The sequence below is a fragment of the Kocuria marina genome (genome assembly GCA_014652975.1).
GTDB classification, from domain to species: domain Bacteria; phylum Actinomycetota; class Actinomycetes; order Actinomycetales; family Micrococcaceae; genus Kocuria; species Kocuria marina.
This window is the reverse complement of sequence record BMZV01000003.1, coordinates 20,427-38,297: the sequence shown is the minus strand read 5'-3', so window position 1 is coordinate 38,297 and position 17,871 is coordinate 20,427. Positions and strand designations below refer to the sequence as shown.

Annotated in this window: 10 protein-coding genes and 5 pseudogenes; 7 read left to right on the top strand and 8 right to left on the bottom strand. The window is 68.0% G+C overall.

Translation table 11 applies throughout. From position 1 onward, the window contains the following. Positions 1 to 31: 31 nt before the first annotated feature. A complete protein-coding gene (locus IE157_RS07900) occupies positions 32 to 643 on the top strand; it encodes a hypothetical protein (RefSeq protein ID WP_193519665.1) in 612 nt (203 codons plus the stop codon). 219 nt (positions 644 to 862) lie between these two features. Beyond that, positions 863 to 1,123 (top strand): annotated as a pseudogene (locus tag IE157_RS12880) (SDR family NAD(P)-dependent oxidoreductase); the annotation flags it as partial. A 30-nt stretch (positions 1,124 to 1,153) separates the two neighbouring features. Here the strand turns inward: IE157_RS12880 and IE157_RS12875 are convergent. The 4 genes and pseudogenes from IE157_RS12875 to IE157_RS07885 form a co-directional block, all read right to left on the bottom strand. Next, positions 1,154 to 1,413, bottom strand: a pseudogene (locus IE157_RS12875) (pyruvate kinase); the annotation flags it as partial. A gap of 92 nt (positions 1,414 to 1,505) precedes the next feature. Beyond that, positions 1,506 to 2,245, bottom strand: a pseudogene (locus IE157_RS07890) (ATP-dependent 6-phosphofructokinase); the annotation flags it as partial. Positions 2,246 to 2,364: 119 nt separating this feature from the next. Next, positions 2,365 to 3,127 (bottom strand): annotated as a pseudogene (locus IE157_RS12870) (ROK family protein). A 209-nt stretch (positions 3,128 to 3,336) separates the two neighbouring features. Then, a complete protein-coding gene (locus IE157_RS07885; RefSeq protein ID WP_193519664.1) occupies positions 3,337 to 4,473 on the bottom strand; it encodes an ABC transporter ATP-binding protein in 1,137 nt (378 codons plus the stop codon). Positions 4,474 to 5,273: 800 nt separating this feature from the next. On the opposite strand from IE157_RS07885, the gene IE157_RS07880 reads away from it, so the two are divergent. The 5 genes and pseudogenes from IE157_RS07880 to IE157_RS07860 all read left to right on the top strand — a co-directional run bounded on the left by IE157_RS07880 (position 5,274) and on the right by IE157_RS07860 (position 10,657). Continuing rightward, positions 5,274 to 6,059: a DeoR/GlpR family DNA-binding transcription regulator gene (locus IE157_RS07880; RefSeq protein WP_052239393.1), complete on the top strand. Its 786-nt coding sequence runs from the start codon at positions 5,274 to 5,276 to the stop codon at positions 6,057 to 6,059. Continuing rightward, positions 6,056 to 7,198: a galactose-1-phosphate uridylyltransferase gene (gene galT, locus IE157_RS07875; RefSeq protein ID WP_064845934.1), complete on the top strand. Its 1,143-nt coding sequence runs from the start codon at positions 6,056 to 6,058 to the stop codon at positions 7,196 to 7,198. Before IE157_RS07880 ends, galT begins: the two co-directional genes overlap by 4 nt. After that, positions 7,195 to 8,388, top strand: a complete 1,194-nt coding sequence (galK, locus tag IE157_RS07870; RefSeq protein WP_039102264.1) for a galactokinase — start codon at positions 7,195 to 7,197, stop codon at positions 8,386 to 8,388. Before galT ends, galK begins: the two co-directional genes overlap by 4 nt. After that, positions 8,385 to 9,336 (top strand): annotated as a pseudogene (galE, locus tag IE157_RS07865) (UDP-glucose 4-epimerase GalE). The gene galK and the pseudogene galE overlap by 4 nt, the downstream one beginning before the upstream one ends. A 427-nt stretch (positions 9,337 to 9,763) precedes the next feature. Further along, complete coding sequence (locus tag IE157_RS07860; RefSeq protein ID WP_193519663.1) at positions 9,764 to 10,657, top strand: aldose 1-epimerase family protein; 894 nt, start codon at positions 9,764 to 9,766, stop codon at positions 10,655 to 10,657. A 230-nt stretch (positions 10,658 to 10,887) separates the two neighbouring features. Here IE157_RS07860 and IE157_RS07855 read toward each other — a convergent pair whose 3' ends face one another. From IE157_RS07855 to IE157_RS07840, 4 genes are all read right to left on the bottom strand, one after another. Further along, entirely contained in the window at positions 10,888 to 13,932 is a 3,045-nt protein-coding gene (locus tag IE157_RS07855; protein ID WP_193519662.1) for a glycoside hydrolase family 2 TIM barrel-domain containing protein, read from the bottom strand. Positions 13,933 to 14,004: 72 nt separating this feature from the next. Then, positions 14,005 to 14,943: a carbohydrate ABC transporter permease gene (locus IE157_RS07850; RefSeq protein ID WP_064845931.1), complete on the bottom strand. Its 939-nt coding sequence runs from the start codon at positions 14,941 to 14,943 to the stop codon at positions 14,005 to 14,007. Next, the gene (locus tag IE157_RS07845) at positions 14,936 to 15,823 is read right to left on the bottom strand and encodes a carbohydrate ABC transporter permease (RefSeq protein WP_064845930.1); all 888 of its coding nucleotides are present in this window, start codon (positions 15,821 to 15,823) and stop codon (positions 14,936 to 14,938) included. Before IE157_RS07845 ends, IE157_RS07850 begins: the two co-directional genes overlap by 8 nt. Further along, complete coding sequence (locus IE157_RS07840) at positions 15,820 to 17,121, bottom strand: ABC transporter substrate-binding protein (RefSeq protein WP_039102269.1); 1,302 nt, start codon at positions 17,119 to 17,121, stop codon at positions 15,820 to 15,822. The genes IE157_RS07845 and IE157_RS07840 overlap by 4 nt, the downstream gene beginning before the upstream one ends. Between the last annotated feature and the right edge of the window lie 750 nt (positions 17,122 to 17,871).

Here is a 17,871-nt window from a genome sequence, read left to right as displayed (position 1 = left end):
TCACCCCCCACCAGCCAGGAGAAGTCATACCGTGAGCCACGACACCCAGGAACTCATCGATTTCGACGAGCATGACCAGGAGACACGACCCGGTGGTACCCGAGGATGGTGGATCGTCCTCATCGTGCTGCTGGGGGCAGTCGTGACCCTGGCGCTGGGGTTGGCCTCGGCGTTGTCCTTCGACAAGGCCTCCCGGCTGGAGGAGTGGGCGGGGGAGTCGATGGTCGTCTCCGGGACGTACCAGACGCTCACCAAGGACCTCGTGACCCAGGACTACAACGGGATCTACGCGGGCATCATGCCCAAGAACGAGCTGACCGAACGCTACCCGTTCGACAACCGGCTCGACGATCCCATCAAAAAGACCGAGGGGAACCAGATCACGTTCCGCGGCACCCAGACGGGTGTCCAGGACTCCGACTTCCCGCGGGAGGTGGACGCCCTGCTCGCGGAGCAGAACGGTCACCTGACGGTCGTGGAGACGGGCGAGCCCGGCTCCTACGGGGACAGCGGGGTGACGGGCTCGATGGTCACCGGCCAGCGGGTCCGCGCCGCGGCACTCGGGATGGGCGCGCTGTTCTGCATCGGCCTCACGGCCTGGGGCGCGCGCCGCGTGCACCGCGGGGTGCGGGCAGGCACCTAGAGCAGGGTCGGCTCACCAGCGCTTCCGAGGGCGTCATCCACCGACCTGGAGAAGCCGCGCATCCTCGCCAGCTGGAGCTCCGAGCACAGCGATCCGTCAGTGACCAACGCTGCAGCCAATCAGCCGCCCACCGCGACCCCGTAGCACGGACCACCCTCACCCCCGCCCCGGCCGCACCCGCGGTCTAGGGGCTCCAGCGTGCCCTGAACCACCGTCATCGTGAAGGGAATCACCGTGCCCACGCCTTCCACCCGCACCCGGCCTCTGGCCTTCATCACCGGCGCCTCCAACGGCATCGGCACCGACATCGCCCGCGAGCTGGCCACTCGCGGCTACGACATCATCGGCACCGGACGCAGCGACTCGATCGATACCGTCGCTGAGCAACTGCGTGCGCTTGGCGCGACCGTTTACCCAGTGCGGGCGGACCTGCGCACCTACGAGAACATGGAAAAGCTTTGGGATCAGGTTGAAGCCATTGCCCGCCCGCCGGACGTCGCGGTTCTCAACGCCGGGGAGCAGCTCGTGCGGGCCGTCCGCGAAGCGGGCGAGCCGGATCTTGGGTCTCTGGAGGTCCGCGAGGATCGCGACCGTCGCCCCGGCTCCGCCGAGGCGCGCCGCAGGTTCTCGTAGGAGGTGTCGTGCACGGAGCGGTCGCCGTGGCTCATGTTGAGCCGGGCCACGTTCATGCCGGTCCGGATCGCCTCGGAGAGGTTCTCGTACGAGGAGATGGCCGGGCCTATCGTGGCCACGATCTTTGCTCGTCGCATGGGGGCTTCGTGTCGTCAGTACTGAGGGATAAGGGATCAGAGAAGGGGGAGGGGTCGCACTGTTGCTCCGGGGTGGACGTGCACGGTTACTCTCAGCGGCCGAAGAGGACTTTGGCCTCGTCCCAGCGGTGCTGGAGGACGGTCTTGAGCCCCTCGAGCGCCTCGGCGAAGTCGATGCGGACCATGTCCGTGCCGCGGATGGCGACCATCCGGCCCCACTGCTTCTCGTGCACGAGGTCGACCACGGCCATCCCGAAGCGGGTGGCCAGCACCCGGTCGAAGCCCGTGGGGCGCCCCCGCGCTGAATGTGCCCGAGCGTGGTGTTGCGGGTCTCGATGCCGGTGAGGCGCTCGATCTCCTGCGTGACGTACTCCCCGATCCCGCCCAGCCGGGGAGGGCCGTCGGCCTCGGTGCCCTTCCCCGCCAGCACGTCCTCGTGATCCTCGGGGACGAAGCCCTCGGCGACGACCACCAGCGGGGACCGGCCCCGGTCGTAGACCTCCCGCACCCACGCGCAGACCTGGTCCATGGAGACCTTCTGCTCCGGGATCAGCACCGCGTGGGCCCCGGCGGACATCCCCGAGAGCAGGGCGATCCACCCGACGTCGCGGCCCATGACCTCGGCGACCATGCACCTGTGGTGGGACTCCCCGGTGGTGCGCAGCCGGTCCATGGCGTGGGTGACGATGGACACGGCGGTGTCGAAACCTAAGGTGTAGTCGATGACCTGCAGGTCGTTGTCGATGGTCTTGGGCACCCCCACCACGGGCAGGCCGGCCTCGGCCAGCCGTGCGGCCTCGGCGAGGGTGCCCTCCCCGCCGCTGGTCAGCAGTCCGATCTTCATTCGTGGGGTCTCCTGGGGGATAAGGGTAAAGGTGGCGGGCATGAGCCGCTGAAGCGGGGTGGACCTGGCCACCTCGTGAGCTCGGTGACCTGCGGTCGGTGATCCGGCTACGGCAAGGGCGGTGCCGTGTAGTAGGTGTGGCGGGCGGCGCCGACGATCCTGGCGGCGTTGGGTAGCTGGGCGGGCACGATGGGGTATCCAGGTGCAGGTGGGGGATAAAGTCCTCGTGCCGGGCCGAGACCGCGCCCCCAACGATGATCAGGCCGGGGGAGAGCAGGAACTCCAGGTGGGAGAGGTAGCGCTGGAGCCGCCGGGCGTAGTCGGGCCAGTCCAGGTGCTCGCGTTCCCGAGCCACGGCCGAGGCCCGGGTCTCGGCCTTCGCGTCGGCGAGCTCGAGGTGGCCCAGTTCCAGGTTCGGGACCAGCCATCCGTCGACGAACAGGGCCGAGCCAATCCCGGTGCCCAGGAGCAGGACCAGCACGGTGCCGCGGGCGGGGCGGCCCTCGGGTCCGCGGCCGGCGCCGTAGCGGACCTCGGCCAGCCCGGCCGCGTCGGCGTCGTTGAGCGCGTGCACGGGCCGGCCCAGCCGGTCGGTGAGGAAGCACTCGACCTCCAGGCCGATCCAGGTGCTGTCGATGTTCGCGGCCGAACGCGCCACGCCCTCGCGGGCGATGGTGGGCAGGGCCACCCCACGTTGGCCTCCTGATGTGGGGCCTGGGGCCGGGAGGACAGCTGGTGGAGCAGAACTCCGAGTACCTCGGCGACCGCCTGCGGGGTGATGGGCACGGGAGTGGGCAGTTGGAGAATCGGGGTGATAGGTGTGCCGTCGGCGGTGTCCTCGACCGCGTACTTGATCATGGTGCCGCCCATGTCGACGCCGATGTGGTGGCGGTACAGGGTGGACCACCCTTTGGTGGCCGTGCTGGGGCTGTCACTGTGTGTTGGTGAGGTGGACGTTCGTATTCGATTTTTTGAAGGAGTCAGCGCGGGTGGGACGCTCGGCATCGGTGGAGCCGCCCGTCGAACAGAGCGGGCGGCTCCACGGGCGCTGGGTGCCGATGGCAGGTCCTGTGCCTGGCTTAGTCGGGCAGACGCCGGCCGGTGGCGGCGTCGAAGAGGTGGACGTGCTCCAGGGTCGGAACGACCCAAATTGTGGTGTTGGGTGCCGGTGGGGTGCGGCCCTCGACGCGGACGATGAACTCGTGGGCGCCCGGGTCGTCCTCGGCCCCGGTGGTGTTGTCCACCGGCACCACCATGTTGGCGGCGGTGACGGGTGCGAGGTGGCCGTAGACGAAAGCGTCGGCGCCGAGTTCCTCAACGACGTCGGCCACGATCGGCAGCCCTTCGCCTTCGGGGGCGGGGTGGAGGTCCTCGGGGCGGATGCCGATGGTGACCTTGGCCTCGGTCAGCGCATTCCGCTGGGCACCGGTCAGCGGAATCCTCACCGTGCCCAGCTGTACGGTGCCGCCGGTGAGTGGGGCACGGAAGAGGTTCATGGTCGGCGAGCCGATGAACCCGGCGACGAACTCCGTGGCCGGGGCATCGTAGAGCGCCCGGGGGGTGTCGACCTGCATGAGGTGCCCGTCCTTGAGCACCGCCACCCGGTCGCCCATGGTCATCGCCTCGACCTGGTCATGGGTGACGTAGACGGTGGTGACCCCGAGTCGGCGGGTGAGGGAGGCGATCTGGGTGCGGGTTTGGACCCGCAACTTGGCGTCCAGGTTCGACAGCGGCTCGTCCATCAGGAACACCTGGGGGGAGCGCACGATGGCCCTTCCCATGGCCACGCGCTGGCGCTGGCCGCCGGAGAGGGCCTTGGGTTTGCGGTCGAGGTAGTCGGTGAGGTCCAGGATCTTGGCGGCCTCCTCGACCCGGGCCCGGCGTTCGGCGGCGGGGACCTTGGCGATCTTCAGGGCGAAGCCCATGTTCTCGGCCACGGTCATGTGCGGGTAGAGGGCGTAGTTCTGGAAGACCATCGCGATGTCGCGGTCGCGGGAGGGGACGTCGGTGACGTCGCGGTCGCCGATGAGGATCCGCCCGTCGGTGACCTCCTCCAGCCCAGCGAGCATGCGCAGGGTCGTGGACTTCCCGCATCCCGAAGGTCCGACGAGCACGAGAAACTCCCCGTCGGCGATGGACAGGTCCAGACCGGTCACCGAGGGCCGTTCGGCGCCGGGGTACTGACAGGTGACACGGTCATAACGAACAGAGGACATAGTGGATTTCCTTCCGAGTCTCCCCAGGTGGCCCTGCGGGATAGTGGGATGTGGAGCGGCACCGGATGGCGCCGAGAGGTGTGGTGTGACGAAGAGCCGGACGGCGCGGCGGAGCCGGGGACAACTCGCAGCCCTGTCGGTCGTTTGTCCGCCGCGAAAAGAACGTTGATGGACTCGTTGGTTTTGATGCGGATCGACGCGGGCGGTGGTTGGCCCAGATATCTTCGAACACCGGAACTAGCAGGTCCGGCCCACCGCTCACCTGTGCACCGTTGGTGACGGCATCTCAATGGTTCATCGGCTCAAGGCGGGCCTCCGGGACGCGGAAGAGCGGTGTCCGTACTTGCTCCATCCCGATTGCTAACCAAGCTTGGAGCGTCCGTCCGGTTACTGGGCAGCGACCCAAACGCGTCGGCACGCACCGGCACTTCCTGGTCGCTGGCCGTGGAGTGGGCGTGGGTGGTCTCGGCGAACTCGACGGTCAAGCCGTCGGGACCGCCGAGCGACGTTCCCCGGTGCACCATGGAGGGCACCTGACTTTTCGAGAGTTGGCCGAGGGCAGACACGTTCTCCCTGACTAGGTGCAACCGAAACGGCCCGGTCGGGTCGGAAACGGTCGTTGGCTTCAGGGTCGCAACGGTCACGTCGGCTCCGGACAGATTGTTCTTGTGTGGTTCACGCCATATTAGAAGCAACATGGACGAACATCAAGTATGTTAAAATAAACACAAAATTGTTTGAATGGTGGGGTTTGCCACCACGACGCGCCTCTCCGCGCCGTCCCCGATCCAGGAGGACTCATGTCCGAGATGCTTCCCGACCGCCGACGGCGGAAGATCCTCGACCGGGTGCGTGCGGCCGGTGCCGTGCGGGTGGCCGACCTAGCCGCCGAACTGAGCGTGTCCGACATGACGGTGCGCCGCGACCTGGACCGGCTGGCCCGTGACGGCGAACTGCAGAAGGTCCACGGCGGGGCCAAGCTGCCCGCGGGGTCCTCCGCCGTCGAGCCCGGCTTTATGCACAAGTCCGAGCTGCAGCTGCCAGAGAAGGCGGCGATCGCGGCGGCCGCGGAGTCGATGGTGGAGCCGGGGATGTCAGTCTCGCTGAACTCGGGGACCACGACCTACGCCCTGGCCCGTGCCCTGCGCCGGATTCCCGAGATCACGGTGGTGACCAACTCTCCGCGTATCGCCGATGCGCTCCAGGACGCGCCGGCCACGGGGCAGACCGTGGTGCTGCTGGGCGGCGTACGGACCCCCTCCGACGCGCTGGTGGGTCCGCTGGCCACGACCGCACTGCTCACGATGCATGTGGACGTGTGCTTCATGGGCGTCCACGGGATCAGCGAGCGGGAGGGTCTGACCACCCCCAACATGATGGAGGCCGAGATCAACCGCCTCTTCCTGCAGCGCTGCGACCGCAGCGTGGTGCTGGCCGACTCCACCAAGTGGGGCCTGGTCGGCCTCTACCGCATCGCCGACCTGGACGGGGTCGACACCGTCGTGATGGACGACGGTGTCGATCCCGCGGCCCGCGAAATCCTGAGCCAATACGTTCCCGATCTGCGACTGGAGCCCGTCCGATGACCTCTCCCGCCCCCGCCGAGCGCGCCACCGCACCGCTGATCGCGCACCGCACCCACCACCTCGCCGACGGCCGGGAGGCCGTATTCTTCTCCGACCGCGGCACCCCGCCGGTGGAGCAGGTTACCGACCGCCGGCCCCTGGATGCCCGCTCCGGGCACGGCGAGGTGCGCTTCGACCGCCTGACCGGGGAGTGGGTGGCCGTGGCCGCCCACCGCCAGACCCGCACCTACCTGCCCCCGGTCGACCAGTGCCCGCTGTGCCCGAGCACGGGCGGGCGGGAATCCGAGATCCCCACCGAGGACTTCGACGTCGTCGTCTTCGAGAACCGCTTCCCCTCCCTGGGTCCGCAGCTGGGGGTGCTGCCGGACCCGCAGGACGCGGGGGAGCGGTCCCTGTGGGGTGTCCCGTCCCCGGCCGTGGGGCGGTGCGAGGTGGTGGTTTTCACACCCGAGCACCAGGGCTCCTTCGCGTCCCTGCCCTTCGAACGGGCGCGCACCGTGGTGGAGGCCTGGGCCCAGCGCACCGAGGCGCTCTCGGCAATGGTCGGGATCCGCCAGGTCTTCCCCTTCGAGAACCGTGGGGAGCAGATCGGGGTGACCCTGCACCACCCGCACGGGCAGATCTACGCCTATCCCTATCCGGCTCCGCATGCCGCCCGGCTGGCCGCCCGCTCCCGCGCGCACCTGGCCGCCACGGGCCGGGCCCTGATGGGCGAGATCCTCGCCGACGAGGCCGCGGCGGGGGACCGCATGGTGATCGAGGGCGAGCACTTCTCCGCCTACGTCCCCTACGCCGCGCGCTGGCCCCTGGAGATCCATCTGGTCCCGCACCGCCAGGTCCCGGACCTGGCTGCCCTCACCGGGGCCGAGCGCGATGAGCTGACGGTCCTCTACCGCGATCTGGTGCAACGGGTGGACCGGCTCTACGACACGCCGACCCCCTACATCGCCGCCTGGCACCAGACCCCCGTGAACGCGGCCGACCGCGAGGCCGGGTGGCTGCACCTGCAGCTGACCAGCCCGCGCCGGGCCGAGGACAAACTGAAGTTCCTCGCCGGTTCCGAGGCCGCCATGGGCGCGTTCATCAACGACGTCACCGCCGAACAGACCGCCGCACGCCTGAGGGGGACCGCACGATGACCGATGAGCAGATCGATCACCACGAACACATCCGGGCCGAGGAGCACGCCCGCCGCTTCACCGAGGTGTACGGCCACGCCCCGGACGGGGTGTGGCGGGCCCCCGGGAGGGTGAACCTCATCGGGGAGCACACCGACTACAACGACGGGTTCGTGCTCCCCTTCGCCATCGACCGCACGGCGATGGTCGCCGTGCGGCTGCGCCGGGCCGCGGAGCCTGATCACGAGACGGTGGAGTTGGCCTCCACCTACGCCCCCGAGGGGGAGCGGCTCTCCCGCGCACGGTTCACGGTCCCCGGGCTCACACCAGGCGCCGTCGGTGACTGGGGCGCCTACCCCGCCGGGGTGGTGCACGCCCTGGGCACCCTGGACGGGGTGGAAGTCCCCGGCTTCGAGCTGCTGCTGGACTCCACCGTGCCGGTCGGGGCGGGGCTGTCCTCCTCCCACGCGGTGGAGGTCGCCACGATCGTGGCGCTCAACGACCTGCTGGGCCTGGGCCTCGACGCCCCGGCCATGGCGCGGCTGACCCAGCGGGCCGAGAACGAGTTCGTCGGCGCGCCCACCGGGATCATGGACCAGTCGGCCTCGCTGATGGGCCGGGCCGGCTCCGCCCTGTTCCTGGACTGCCGCTCCCTGGAGTCCGAGCTCGTGCCCCTGCCGGTGGCCGAGCACGGGCTGCGAGTCCTGGTGATCGACACGAAGGTCGCCCACTCCCACGCCGATGGCGGCTACGCCGCCCGCCGTACCGCCTGTGAGCGCGCCGCCGCCGCCCTCGGGGTGGCCTCCCTGCGCGACATCCCCGCCGACGCCGACCTGGCCGCCCTGGACCAGGAAGTGGCCCGTCGGGTGCGGCACGTGCTCTCCGAGAACCGCCGGGTCCTGCAGGCGGTACAGCTCCTGCGCGACGGCGACGTGGCCGGGGTCGGGGGCCTGCTCACGGCCTCCCACGCCTCCCTGCGCGAGGACTACGAGGTCTCCTGCCCCGAGCTGAACCTCGCCGTCGACACGGCCCTGGCCGCCGGAGCACTCGGGGCCCGGATGACCGGGGGAGGCTTCGGCGGCTCCGCCATCGCCCTCGTCCCCGCGGACCGGGAGGAGCAGGTCCGCAACGCCGTCCTGCGCGGCTTCGGCAGCCTGAAGACCCCCGACATCTTCACGGTCCTCCCGGCGGACGGCGCGCAGCGGCTGTGATCTGGTTGGTGACCGGCGGCGCCGGTACATCGGGTCCCACGTCCTCAGGGCGTTCGACGACGCCGGCATCGCCGTCGTGGCCCTCGACTCGCTCGTCAGCGGCCACCGCGCGTTCGTGCCCGGCCCGATCCCGTTCGTCCACGCCGACGTCCTGGACACCGGCACCGTGACGCAAGCGCTTCGCGACCACGACGTCAGCGGTGTCGTGCACCTGGCCGGGTACAAGTATGCCGGGGAGTCCGTCAGGAACCCGTTGCTGATCTACGAGCAGAACGTCACGGGGACCGCTCACCTGCTCACCGCCATGGAGAGGGTCGGGGTGCGGAACATGGTCTTCTCCTCGTCGGCCGCCGTGTACGGCAGGCCCCGGGCCGGCCTCGTCACGGAGGGCACTCCCACTCTCCCGGAGTCGCCCTGCGGGGAGAGCAAGCTCATCGGGGAGTGGCTGATCCGTGACCAGAGACGGGCCCGGGGGTTGCGTCACACCTCGCTGCGGTACTTCAACGTAGTCAGTTCCGGGACGCTGGAGCTCCACGACACCAGTCCCCACAACCTCTTCCCCCTCGTCCTGACCGCACTGGCCGAGGGCCGCCGACCGAAGATCTTCGCCACGGACTACGACACCCCAGACGGCACCTGCGTCCGCAACTACGTCCACGTCGGCGATCTCGCCGCAGCACACGTGGCCGCGGGCCGGGCTCTCGAGTCGGCCGCACCCTGGAGCCGGTCTACAACCTCGGCTCCGGGACGGGTGTCTCCGTGCGGGAGATCATGGAGACCACCGCCCGCATCACCGGCATCGACTTCACGCCCGAGTTGTGCGACCGCCGCCCCGGCGACCCGGCCCGGATCGTCGCCGACGGAACACTGGCCGCCCGCGACCTCGACTGGAGGATGCGCCACACGCTCGAGAACATGGTCGCCGGCGCCCGCGCCGCGCACCGGTAGATCGCCCACATTGCCTATGACAGTCCGAACTCTGCGAAGCCACCGTCCTGCACCTCCCACAGGACCGATCTGCACTTCTGCCCGTTGGCGCGTTGCCAGACCTCATCAGGTCAACGGCTGCATTGATGATCCTCTCCGCGTTTACTCTGCGCGTCATCGTAATGGTTGGAGGCCTGAAGAAACCTGGCCATCCGGTTGAATCCCTGGGCAGCCGTGCAGGCATCGGCGGTGCCTGCGGTGGAAAATTGTCCCTCATTTTTGCGGTTAATGGCGGGAATGCTCAGACATTATTCTTCTCAGGAACCAGTCTGAACGTTGACGTTTCAGCTTTTTCCTCATTAAGTCGAACGATGCGGCTAGACATGTAGCTCCTTTGGCTTCTCATTCAATGCTATTAGCGGTGCCTAACAGATTCTAGGAGAGACTCATGACATCGTTCATGCTGGTTGCTGGCGGCTACACGGCGGTTGTCGACACCTTTTCAGCTACGCTTTGTTCGCTCGAGTACGAAGGCAGACCTCTCATAGTCGCCCATACTCCGGGCGTCGCCAATGTAGACTACAGAGGCGTCGTGTGTGCCCCCTGGCCGAACAGATTGGCTGACGGCCAGTACCGGTTCGGCGGTCGGCATTATCAGGTTCCTGTCAATGAGCCCGAAAAAGCGACAGCGTTGCACGGACTCGGGGTCTTCCGTGACTGGGAGGTCATGTCCAACAGTAACAATGAAGTTGTAGTCGCTTTGCGACTGGGCTCGGACGCAGGATATCCCTTCTCCGTACGGGTGGAAGCCCGATACATGGTAAGTCGGGACGGCTTGCACGCCGAGATTCGCGGCGTTAATGAGGGGCAGACGGCAGCACCATATGGTTCTTGTCCACACCCATACCTGGTGGCTGGGTCTGGGTGCGTCAATGATTGGACGCTCGAACTGGAAGCGGATCATTACTTGAGCGTCTCTCCTCAGCGTATGCTCCCGACGGCGCTTACCCCCACCGCCGAAGGGCCTTTCGACTTCCGCTCCGGGCGCGGCATCGAACAGATGCCCATCGACAATGCCTTTACTGGCGTGGCCGTCTCGTCGCGCGGAAGATGTATCGCCCGCCTCACGGCGTGCGACGGTCACGGAGCACTGCTCAGTTGGGACCCTCGCGCCAAGTGGGTGCAGATCTACACCGGGGACCACCTCCGGGACAACCCACGTGGCGGTTTGGCTGTCGAACCGATGGACTGCCCGCCAGACGCTTTCAACTCCGGCGAAGACTTGGTCGTCCTCGACCCCGGGGTTGAGCACTCACTGTCCTGGGCGCTGGAGGCTTTCTAGTGTCCTGGTCCGACCGAAGACAGAATAGGTGCCGAGTGGGATCCTCGCCGCGCTTGAAGGCTGCGGGGCGTGGATCCTGACCCAGCAACCGCAACGTGATCCATGCCGCGTGTGCACACGGTGTGCTTCCGTCCTACTCGGCCGATTCGCCGGGCATCCCACCTGCCCTGTGCTGACAGAGACGAGACCACGCATTCCGGTCTCCTCCTGCTCGAGTCGGAGTAAGTTGCCTATCGCACACGCAGTCCGACGACGAAGGAGTGCGTCGCGGGCCACAGCTGGTGCTGTGGGAGCACGTCCGGTCCGCAGGCCCGCGAGCCGATGCCGTGCTGGGCGGCGTCGAGGTAGAGGTGGACGCGTTCGCTCAGGGGCAGCTCGTGCGGGTGGGCGGCGGCTGCCAGTTCCTGGGCGGTGTGCCGGGAGGCTGTGAACCCAGGGCGTCCGACCTGCCCGCCGCCGAGTTGGTTAAAGGACTGCAGCTCAAGGTTGGGCCCCTCGCCGCCGGACAGGTGCAACCAGCGTACGTGGGGGCGGTGTCCCGTCTCCTGCGGCCGGGCGTAGCGCACTGCGAGCTTGTCGATGGTGCGCTCGTGCACGGCGACGAGTGCCGCCACGGCCACGTCGGCGTAGGACTCCTCGGGCCCAGGGCCGAACCACCGGGCGTGGTCGAGGGTCCCGGGCAGGCCCAGTCGCACGCCGACCCGGGGCCAGGTCCCTTCCCAGGGTCCACGCGGGGCGATGTCGACACGCATGACGAGCACGTCGCCGTCCGCCAGGTACGTCAGGTTCGTCTCGATGCCCATGGATGTTGCGGCGGCGCCGCTGCGGATGCGCACGATGAGTCGGTCGTCGAGGACCTGGACCTCGTGGGTTCGGTGGACCAGCCGATCCAAACCGCGCCGCGTCCAGCGCTCGGCGGAGGACGGTCCGGGCACGCCGAGGCCGCCGGTCTCCTCGGGCGAGGCCTCCTCGAGGCTGCCCTGACCCGAGCCGCGGTCGTTGTCGGTCGGCGCCCGCCACAGCTCGGGCGTCGGCCCGTCGACCGCCATCCCGCCGAGCCGGGTGAGCCGCCCGGTGCGCGCGTCGAAGCGGGCTGGGCCGAGAGTGATCTCCCCGCCGGCCTGCCGGGGTGCGGTGCTGCCCGTGGCGGGCGGTGCCGCCGGGCGGGGCGAACGCCACGTGAACCGGGAATCGGTGAGATCGACCTGACAAGCACTGATCACGTGTCCGGCCGGCCCCCACGCCGCGGGGCGGGCCAGCGCTGCGACGAGCCGCAGCCAGACCTCGCTTCCCTGGCCGCCCACCCGGGAAAGTGCCGTCCTGGCCGGGCCGGGCAGGACGATGTGCGCGGTGGAGCCCGCTGATACCGGCGGGACGTCGAGGTTGTCTGAGGCCATTGTCTCGCCGTCGACCTCGACCGCCCACCGGAAGGCGAGGTCGGTGGTGTCTGCAGTGTGCCGGTCGTTCGTCACGAGGACGGCGTCCGCGTCGCCCGTCAGCGTGAGACGGACGGGGGCGACGACGGCGGCGTACTCGGCCAGACCGGGGGAGGGCGTGCCGTCGGAGAGGATCATCCCGTCGGTGATGAAGTTGCCGTCGTGGATGACCTCCCCGAAGTCGCCGCCGTAGGCGTAGAACGGGGTGCCGTTCCCGGTGGTGGTCAGCAGGCCGTGGTCGCGCCACTCCCACACGAATCCGCCGTGGACGCGGGGGTAGGCGCGGATGCGCTCGTCGTACTCAGCGATCGCGCCCGGCCCGTTGCCCATGGCGTGGATGTACTCGCACATGACGAAGGGACGACGTCGCAGCCGCGCCCCCTGCGCGGGACTGCACGCCATGAGCCGCCCGTGCTCCCCACCGATGGCGTCGATCTCTTCCAGGGCGGGGTACATGCGCGAGTAGACGTCGGTGTACTCCCCGGTGTGGTCGCCCTCGTAGTGCACGGGGCGGCCCGGGTCGCGGCGGTGCACCCAGGCAGACATGGCGGCGAGGTTCTGCCCGGTGCCGGCCTCGTTCCCCAGCGACCACATGACGATGCTGGGGTGATTCTTGTCCCGCTCGACGGTGCGGGCGATCCGGTCGAGGTAGGCGTGGCGCCAGCGAGGGTCGTCGCTGGGGTTCTCCCGCCAGCCGACCTCCTCGAAGCCGTGGGTCTCGAGGTCACACTCGTCCATCACCCAGAAGCCGAGCTCGTCGGCGAGATCGAGCACGCCCGGGTGCGGCGGGTAGTGGCTCGTGCGGATCGCGTTGACGTTGTACCGCTTCATCAACTCCAGGTCGGCCCGGGCGTGCTCCGGGTCGAAGACCCGACCCCTCGTGGCCTCAATCTCGTGGCGGTTGACGCCGCGAAAGATCACCTGGCGGCCGTTGACCAGGAACTGGTCGCCGACGATGCGCACAGTCCGGAAGCCGGTGCGTACGGTGACCGTCTCCCCGCGGGCGGCGAGGACGACTTCGTAGCGGCGGGGTACCTCGGCGCTCCAGGGCTCCACGTCACCGACGGGGATCGGGGCGACGTCGACCGGGCCGTCCCACCGGTGCTCAATCCCGAGGTCGGGGACGGTGACAGCGACAGGGAACGCCTCGGGTGCGGCGGCGAGCTCAAGGTCCAACGCGCCGTGGCCCGTCACATGATCGTAGTCGGCACGCACCCAGACATCGTCGATCCCCCCGGCGGGGCGGGCGAGGAGCATGACGTCGCGAAAGATCCCGGGCAACCACCACTGGTCCTGGTCCTCCAGGTAGGAGGCGTCGGACCACTGGTGGACCCGGACGGCGAGCTGGTTCTCGCCCGGTTGTAGATGAGCGGTGATGTCGAACTCGTGGACGAGACGGCTGCCCTTGCCCACGCCGACCTCTGTGCCGTTGACCCACAGTCGGTACGCCGACTCCACCCCGTCCAGGCGCAGCAGGATCCGTTCAGCGCCCGACCAGGCGCCGTCGCCCGGGAGCGTAAAGGTGCGCCGGTAGTCTCCGGTCGGGTTCTCGTCGGGCACGAACGGTGGGTCGATGGGGAAGGGGTAGTTGACGTTGGTGTAGATCGGGTGGCCGTACCCGCCGTCGCCCTGGAGGACCCAGTGGCCGGGTACCGCGATAGTGTCCCAGGCGGCGTCGTCGCCCTCCCAAGGCTCAGTTCCCGGGTCGGCGACGGGCGAGAGCCGGAAGCGCCATGTTCCGGTGAGGTCGAGCACGGGGGCGTCCGAGTCGAGCCGGGAGCGCGGAGAGAGCGCGCCGTGGCCCGGGGAGTGGTCGGTGAGGTAGGTCGGGGCAGGCATGGGTCTCTGTTCCTTCTCAGGGCGGTGGGCGCGCGTGCGTTCTGGGATGGGCGACGACGGGGGACGGATTCACTACTCCTTGACGGCGCCGGCCGTCATGCCGCCGCGCCAGAAGCGCTGGAGGACGATCATCGCGACGAGCAGCGGGATGATCGAGAGCAGCACCCCGCCGGTGGTGAGCTCGTAGAACTCCGGGAGTCGCTGAGTCTGGCTGTTCCAGTTGCTCAGGCCGAGGGTGATCGGGTAAAGCTCGTCGTCGGAGAGCATCACCAGGGGCAGGAAGTAGTTGTTCCAGATGCCGACGAGCTGGAAGAGAAACACCGTGACCATGGCCGGGACCATGGTCCGCAGGCCGATGGTGTGGAAGATGCGCATCTCTCCTGCCCCGTCGAGCCGGGCCGCCTCCATGAGCGAGTCCGGAACGGTGGATTGGGCGAAGATCCGGCACAGGAAGATGCCGAACGGCGAGACGAGGGAGGGCAGCAGGACGCTCCAGTACGTGTTGGCGAGGCCGAGCTCGCTGAAGAGCAGGAACAGCGGCAAGGCCGTCGCGGTGCCGGGCACGAGAACCCCGCCGAGGATGAGTCCGAAGATCGCCTCGCGTCCGCGGAAGCGGTACTTCGCCAGGGCGTAGCCGCCGGCGGCTGCGAAGTAGGTGGCGATGAGTCCGCCGACTCCTGCATAGAGCAGGCTATTGGTGAACCACCGCACGAAGATCCCACCGTCGTAGGTGAGAACCTGGGTGAGGTTTCCCCACAGGTTGAAGGTCGGCGCGAGCAGGAATCCGTGCGTGGCGAAGAGATCCTCGGTGCTCTTCGTCGCCGCGACCACGACCCAGTAGACGGGCACGAGGAAATAGAGGGCGACGACCGTGAGAAGGCCGGTGACGACGATGGTCGAGGCGGCGCCGCGGCCTGCCCCGCGGCGCCTGGCGCGAGGGGCGCCGGAGACGTTGGCCCGGTCGCGGCCGGTGACCGGTGTGCCAGTGGTAGTGGCCGAGAGGTCAGTCATCATTGCTCCTACGGTTGCTGAAGTACAGGAAGGCATAGGACAGCACGAACGCTGCGACCGCGATCGTCACGGCCTGGGCGGCGGCGACGTTGTAGTCGTTGTAGTTGAAGGCCGAGTTGTAGGCGGCGAGGTTGGGGGTGTACTCGCTGCCGACCGCCGGAGAAACGGTCTGTAGGATCTGCGGTTCGGCGAAGAGCTGGAGGGTGCCGATGATGGAGAAGATGGTGGTCAGCATCAGCGCCGGTCGAATGAGGGGAACCTGGATCGCCCGGGCGATGCGCCACGGGCCCGCGCCGTCGACGCGCGCGGCCTCATAGATCTCATCGGGGATGGCCTTGAGCTGGGCGATGATGATGAGCATGTTATAACCCGTGTAGGCCCAGGTGACGATGTTCGCGATGGACCACAGGACGACGTTCGGCCCGAGGAAGTCGAGTTCGATGCCGACGAGGGCGGCGACGTCAATGAACGGGCTGAGACCCGGAACGTAGAGGAAGGACCAGAGTACTGACGCGATCACCCCGGGCACGCCGTAGGGCATGAAGTACGCCGCCCGGAAGAACTGGGGCCACCGCGCCGAGGTGGACTCCAGCAGCAAGGCCAGCACGGTCGCCGCGAGGATCATCATCGTCACCTGTACGACACCGAAGAGGAGCATCCGACCGATCGATGCGAGGAATTCGGTGCCCGCGAAAGCCTGGACGTAGTTGGACAGACCGGCGAAGACGGTGCTCGTGCCCTGCTCGCCGAAGAGCCCTGCGCGATCCACCCTCGTGAAGCTCTGGACCACCGCGTAGGCGATGGGTGCGACGAACGTCAGGAGGAAGAGGAGCAGGAAGGGGCCGATGAGGATCCACGGTGCCCGACGTTGTGTGTTCATGCCGTCCTCACATTCAGACCTTTGTTCTTGAGCATCCGCACGGCCGCGTCCTGCGCGGCGCGGCAGGAGTCGACCAGCGGCACGCCGTCGGTGAGCTTTGACCGGAACCCGTCGGACAGGACGTTGAAGACCTGCTGGGCCGTGGGGGCCCAGCTCCAGTTCGGGTTCTGCTGCTGGGCCGCCGGCACGAAGACCTCGGTGTTGTAGTTCTGTCCACCGAAGAACTCCGACTGCTGAAGCCTCGGGGTGCCGATGTAGTCAGAGACGGGCGACCAGCCGATGCCGCAGTGGAGGATCTGGGCGTCGATCGCCTCCGGGTCAGTGGTCATCCACATGGCGAAGTCGGTCGCCTCCTGCGGATGCCGGGAGCTCGACATCGTCGCAACCGTCGAGCCGCCCAGCTGCGCGGAGCCGAAACCGCCGGTCCAGCGGGGCATCGGGGCTACTCGCCACAATCCCTCCGTGCCGCCGACGCCCTTGATGAGCTCGTCGGCCCAGGACGCGGAGGTGATGGCCCCGAGCTGTCCGGTCCCGGCTGCGGCGAACCAGCCGGGGGAGAACGGGCTGATCGAGACGTTGACGAGGTTCTCGTCAATGGCCCGGTCGAAGAAAGCGGCGACTTCAAGCGTCGCGTCGTCTGTCATGTCGATGACCCACGAGTCGCCATCGATTTGGAACCAGTTGGCACCGGCCTGCATGGCGTAGGCACAGAAGTAGCCACCGTCCGCGATGGGGAAGCACTCTAGGTATCGGTCGGCGGCGCGGTACTCGCGGGCCACGGCCGCCCAGTCTTCCCACGTCGCGGGCGGCTCGGCGCCGATTGCCTCCATGACGTCGGTCCGGTAGAAAAACGCGGTGGGCCCGGAGTCCTGCGGCAGCCCGTACACGCCGCCGTTGAACGTCACTTGGTTGAGAACTGAAGCCTCGAATCGATCGGTCACGGCGTCGGCGCCGTACTGGGTCATATCGACTAGGCCGTCCACCATCATGAAGGCCGATGCCTGCCGGAGCTCGACATGTGCGAGGTCGGGACCGCCGCCGGAGGCAAGCGCGGAAAACAGCTTTTGGTAGCCGCCCTGGTTGCCGCTCTTGATCCACACGGTCTCCACCTGGACGTGAGGATTCTTGGCGTTCCAGATATCGGTGACCTTGTCGAGACCCTTCAGCCAAGACCAGTAGGTCAGGCGTACAGGCTCGCCGGCCGCAGCGTCGGGTGAGGTGCGGCCGCAGGCGCCGAGCGCCAGGCTGGCGCCCACACCGAGACCTCCCCTAAGAACGGTGCGTCTTGAGAGCTCCATGCGAGTCTCCTTGCCCTGTAAAGTGAATCGATCCAGACCGAACATTTTCGAACATGGTGTTGCGGATCAAACTAACATAAACCATCAACGATCCACCAGACTCTGACAGTCTTCGCTTGTTGGCGGCCCATCTTCGAATTGCCTGAGCGCTTGGGGGGTGGGATTCTGAGATATGGCAAACCATCCTGCGGCCCCGCTGCCAATGGGGGATGGCGGCGGCGAAAAGCTGACCCGGTTGGTGCACCCCACCTTTGTGCGGGGGGTCTGGCCCAGCGGGCGCACATCGTGCTGCTGACCGTCCAGGGTGTCTCCAACACCGAGATCGCCGAAAGGGTGGGGCCACCGGCAATACGGTGATTGCCTGGCGGGCCTGCTACGGGTAGGCCGATATCGCCGGGCTGGCCGACCACGACCGGTCGGGCCGGCCCCGGCGGATCGACCACCGCGCGAATGTCACCGCCACGCTCAGAGTGCCGCCGAAGAAGTTCAGCGTCGCCCCTGGCCCTCGCACATGCTCGCGGGGCGGTTGGGTATCGACCACAACACCGTGGCCAATATCCGGCAAGAGTATGGGGTGGCCCCGTGGCGGGCGGGCATCTTCAAGTTCTCCACCGATCCCGAGCTGGTGGCCAAGGTCGTCGACGTGGTCGGTTTCTACCTGGCCCCACCCGAGAACGCGGTGGTGTTATCCCTGGACGAAAACCAACACATCCAGGCCCTTGAGCGCACGGCACCAGGTTCGCCGATGCA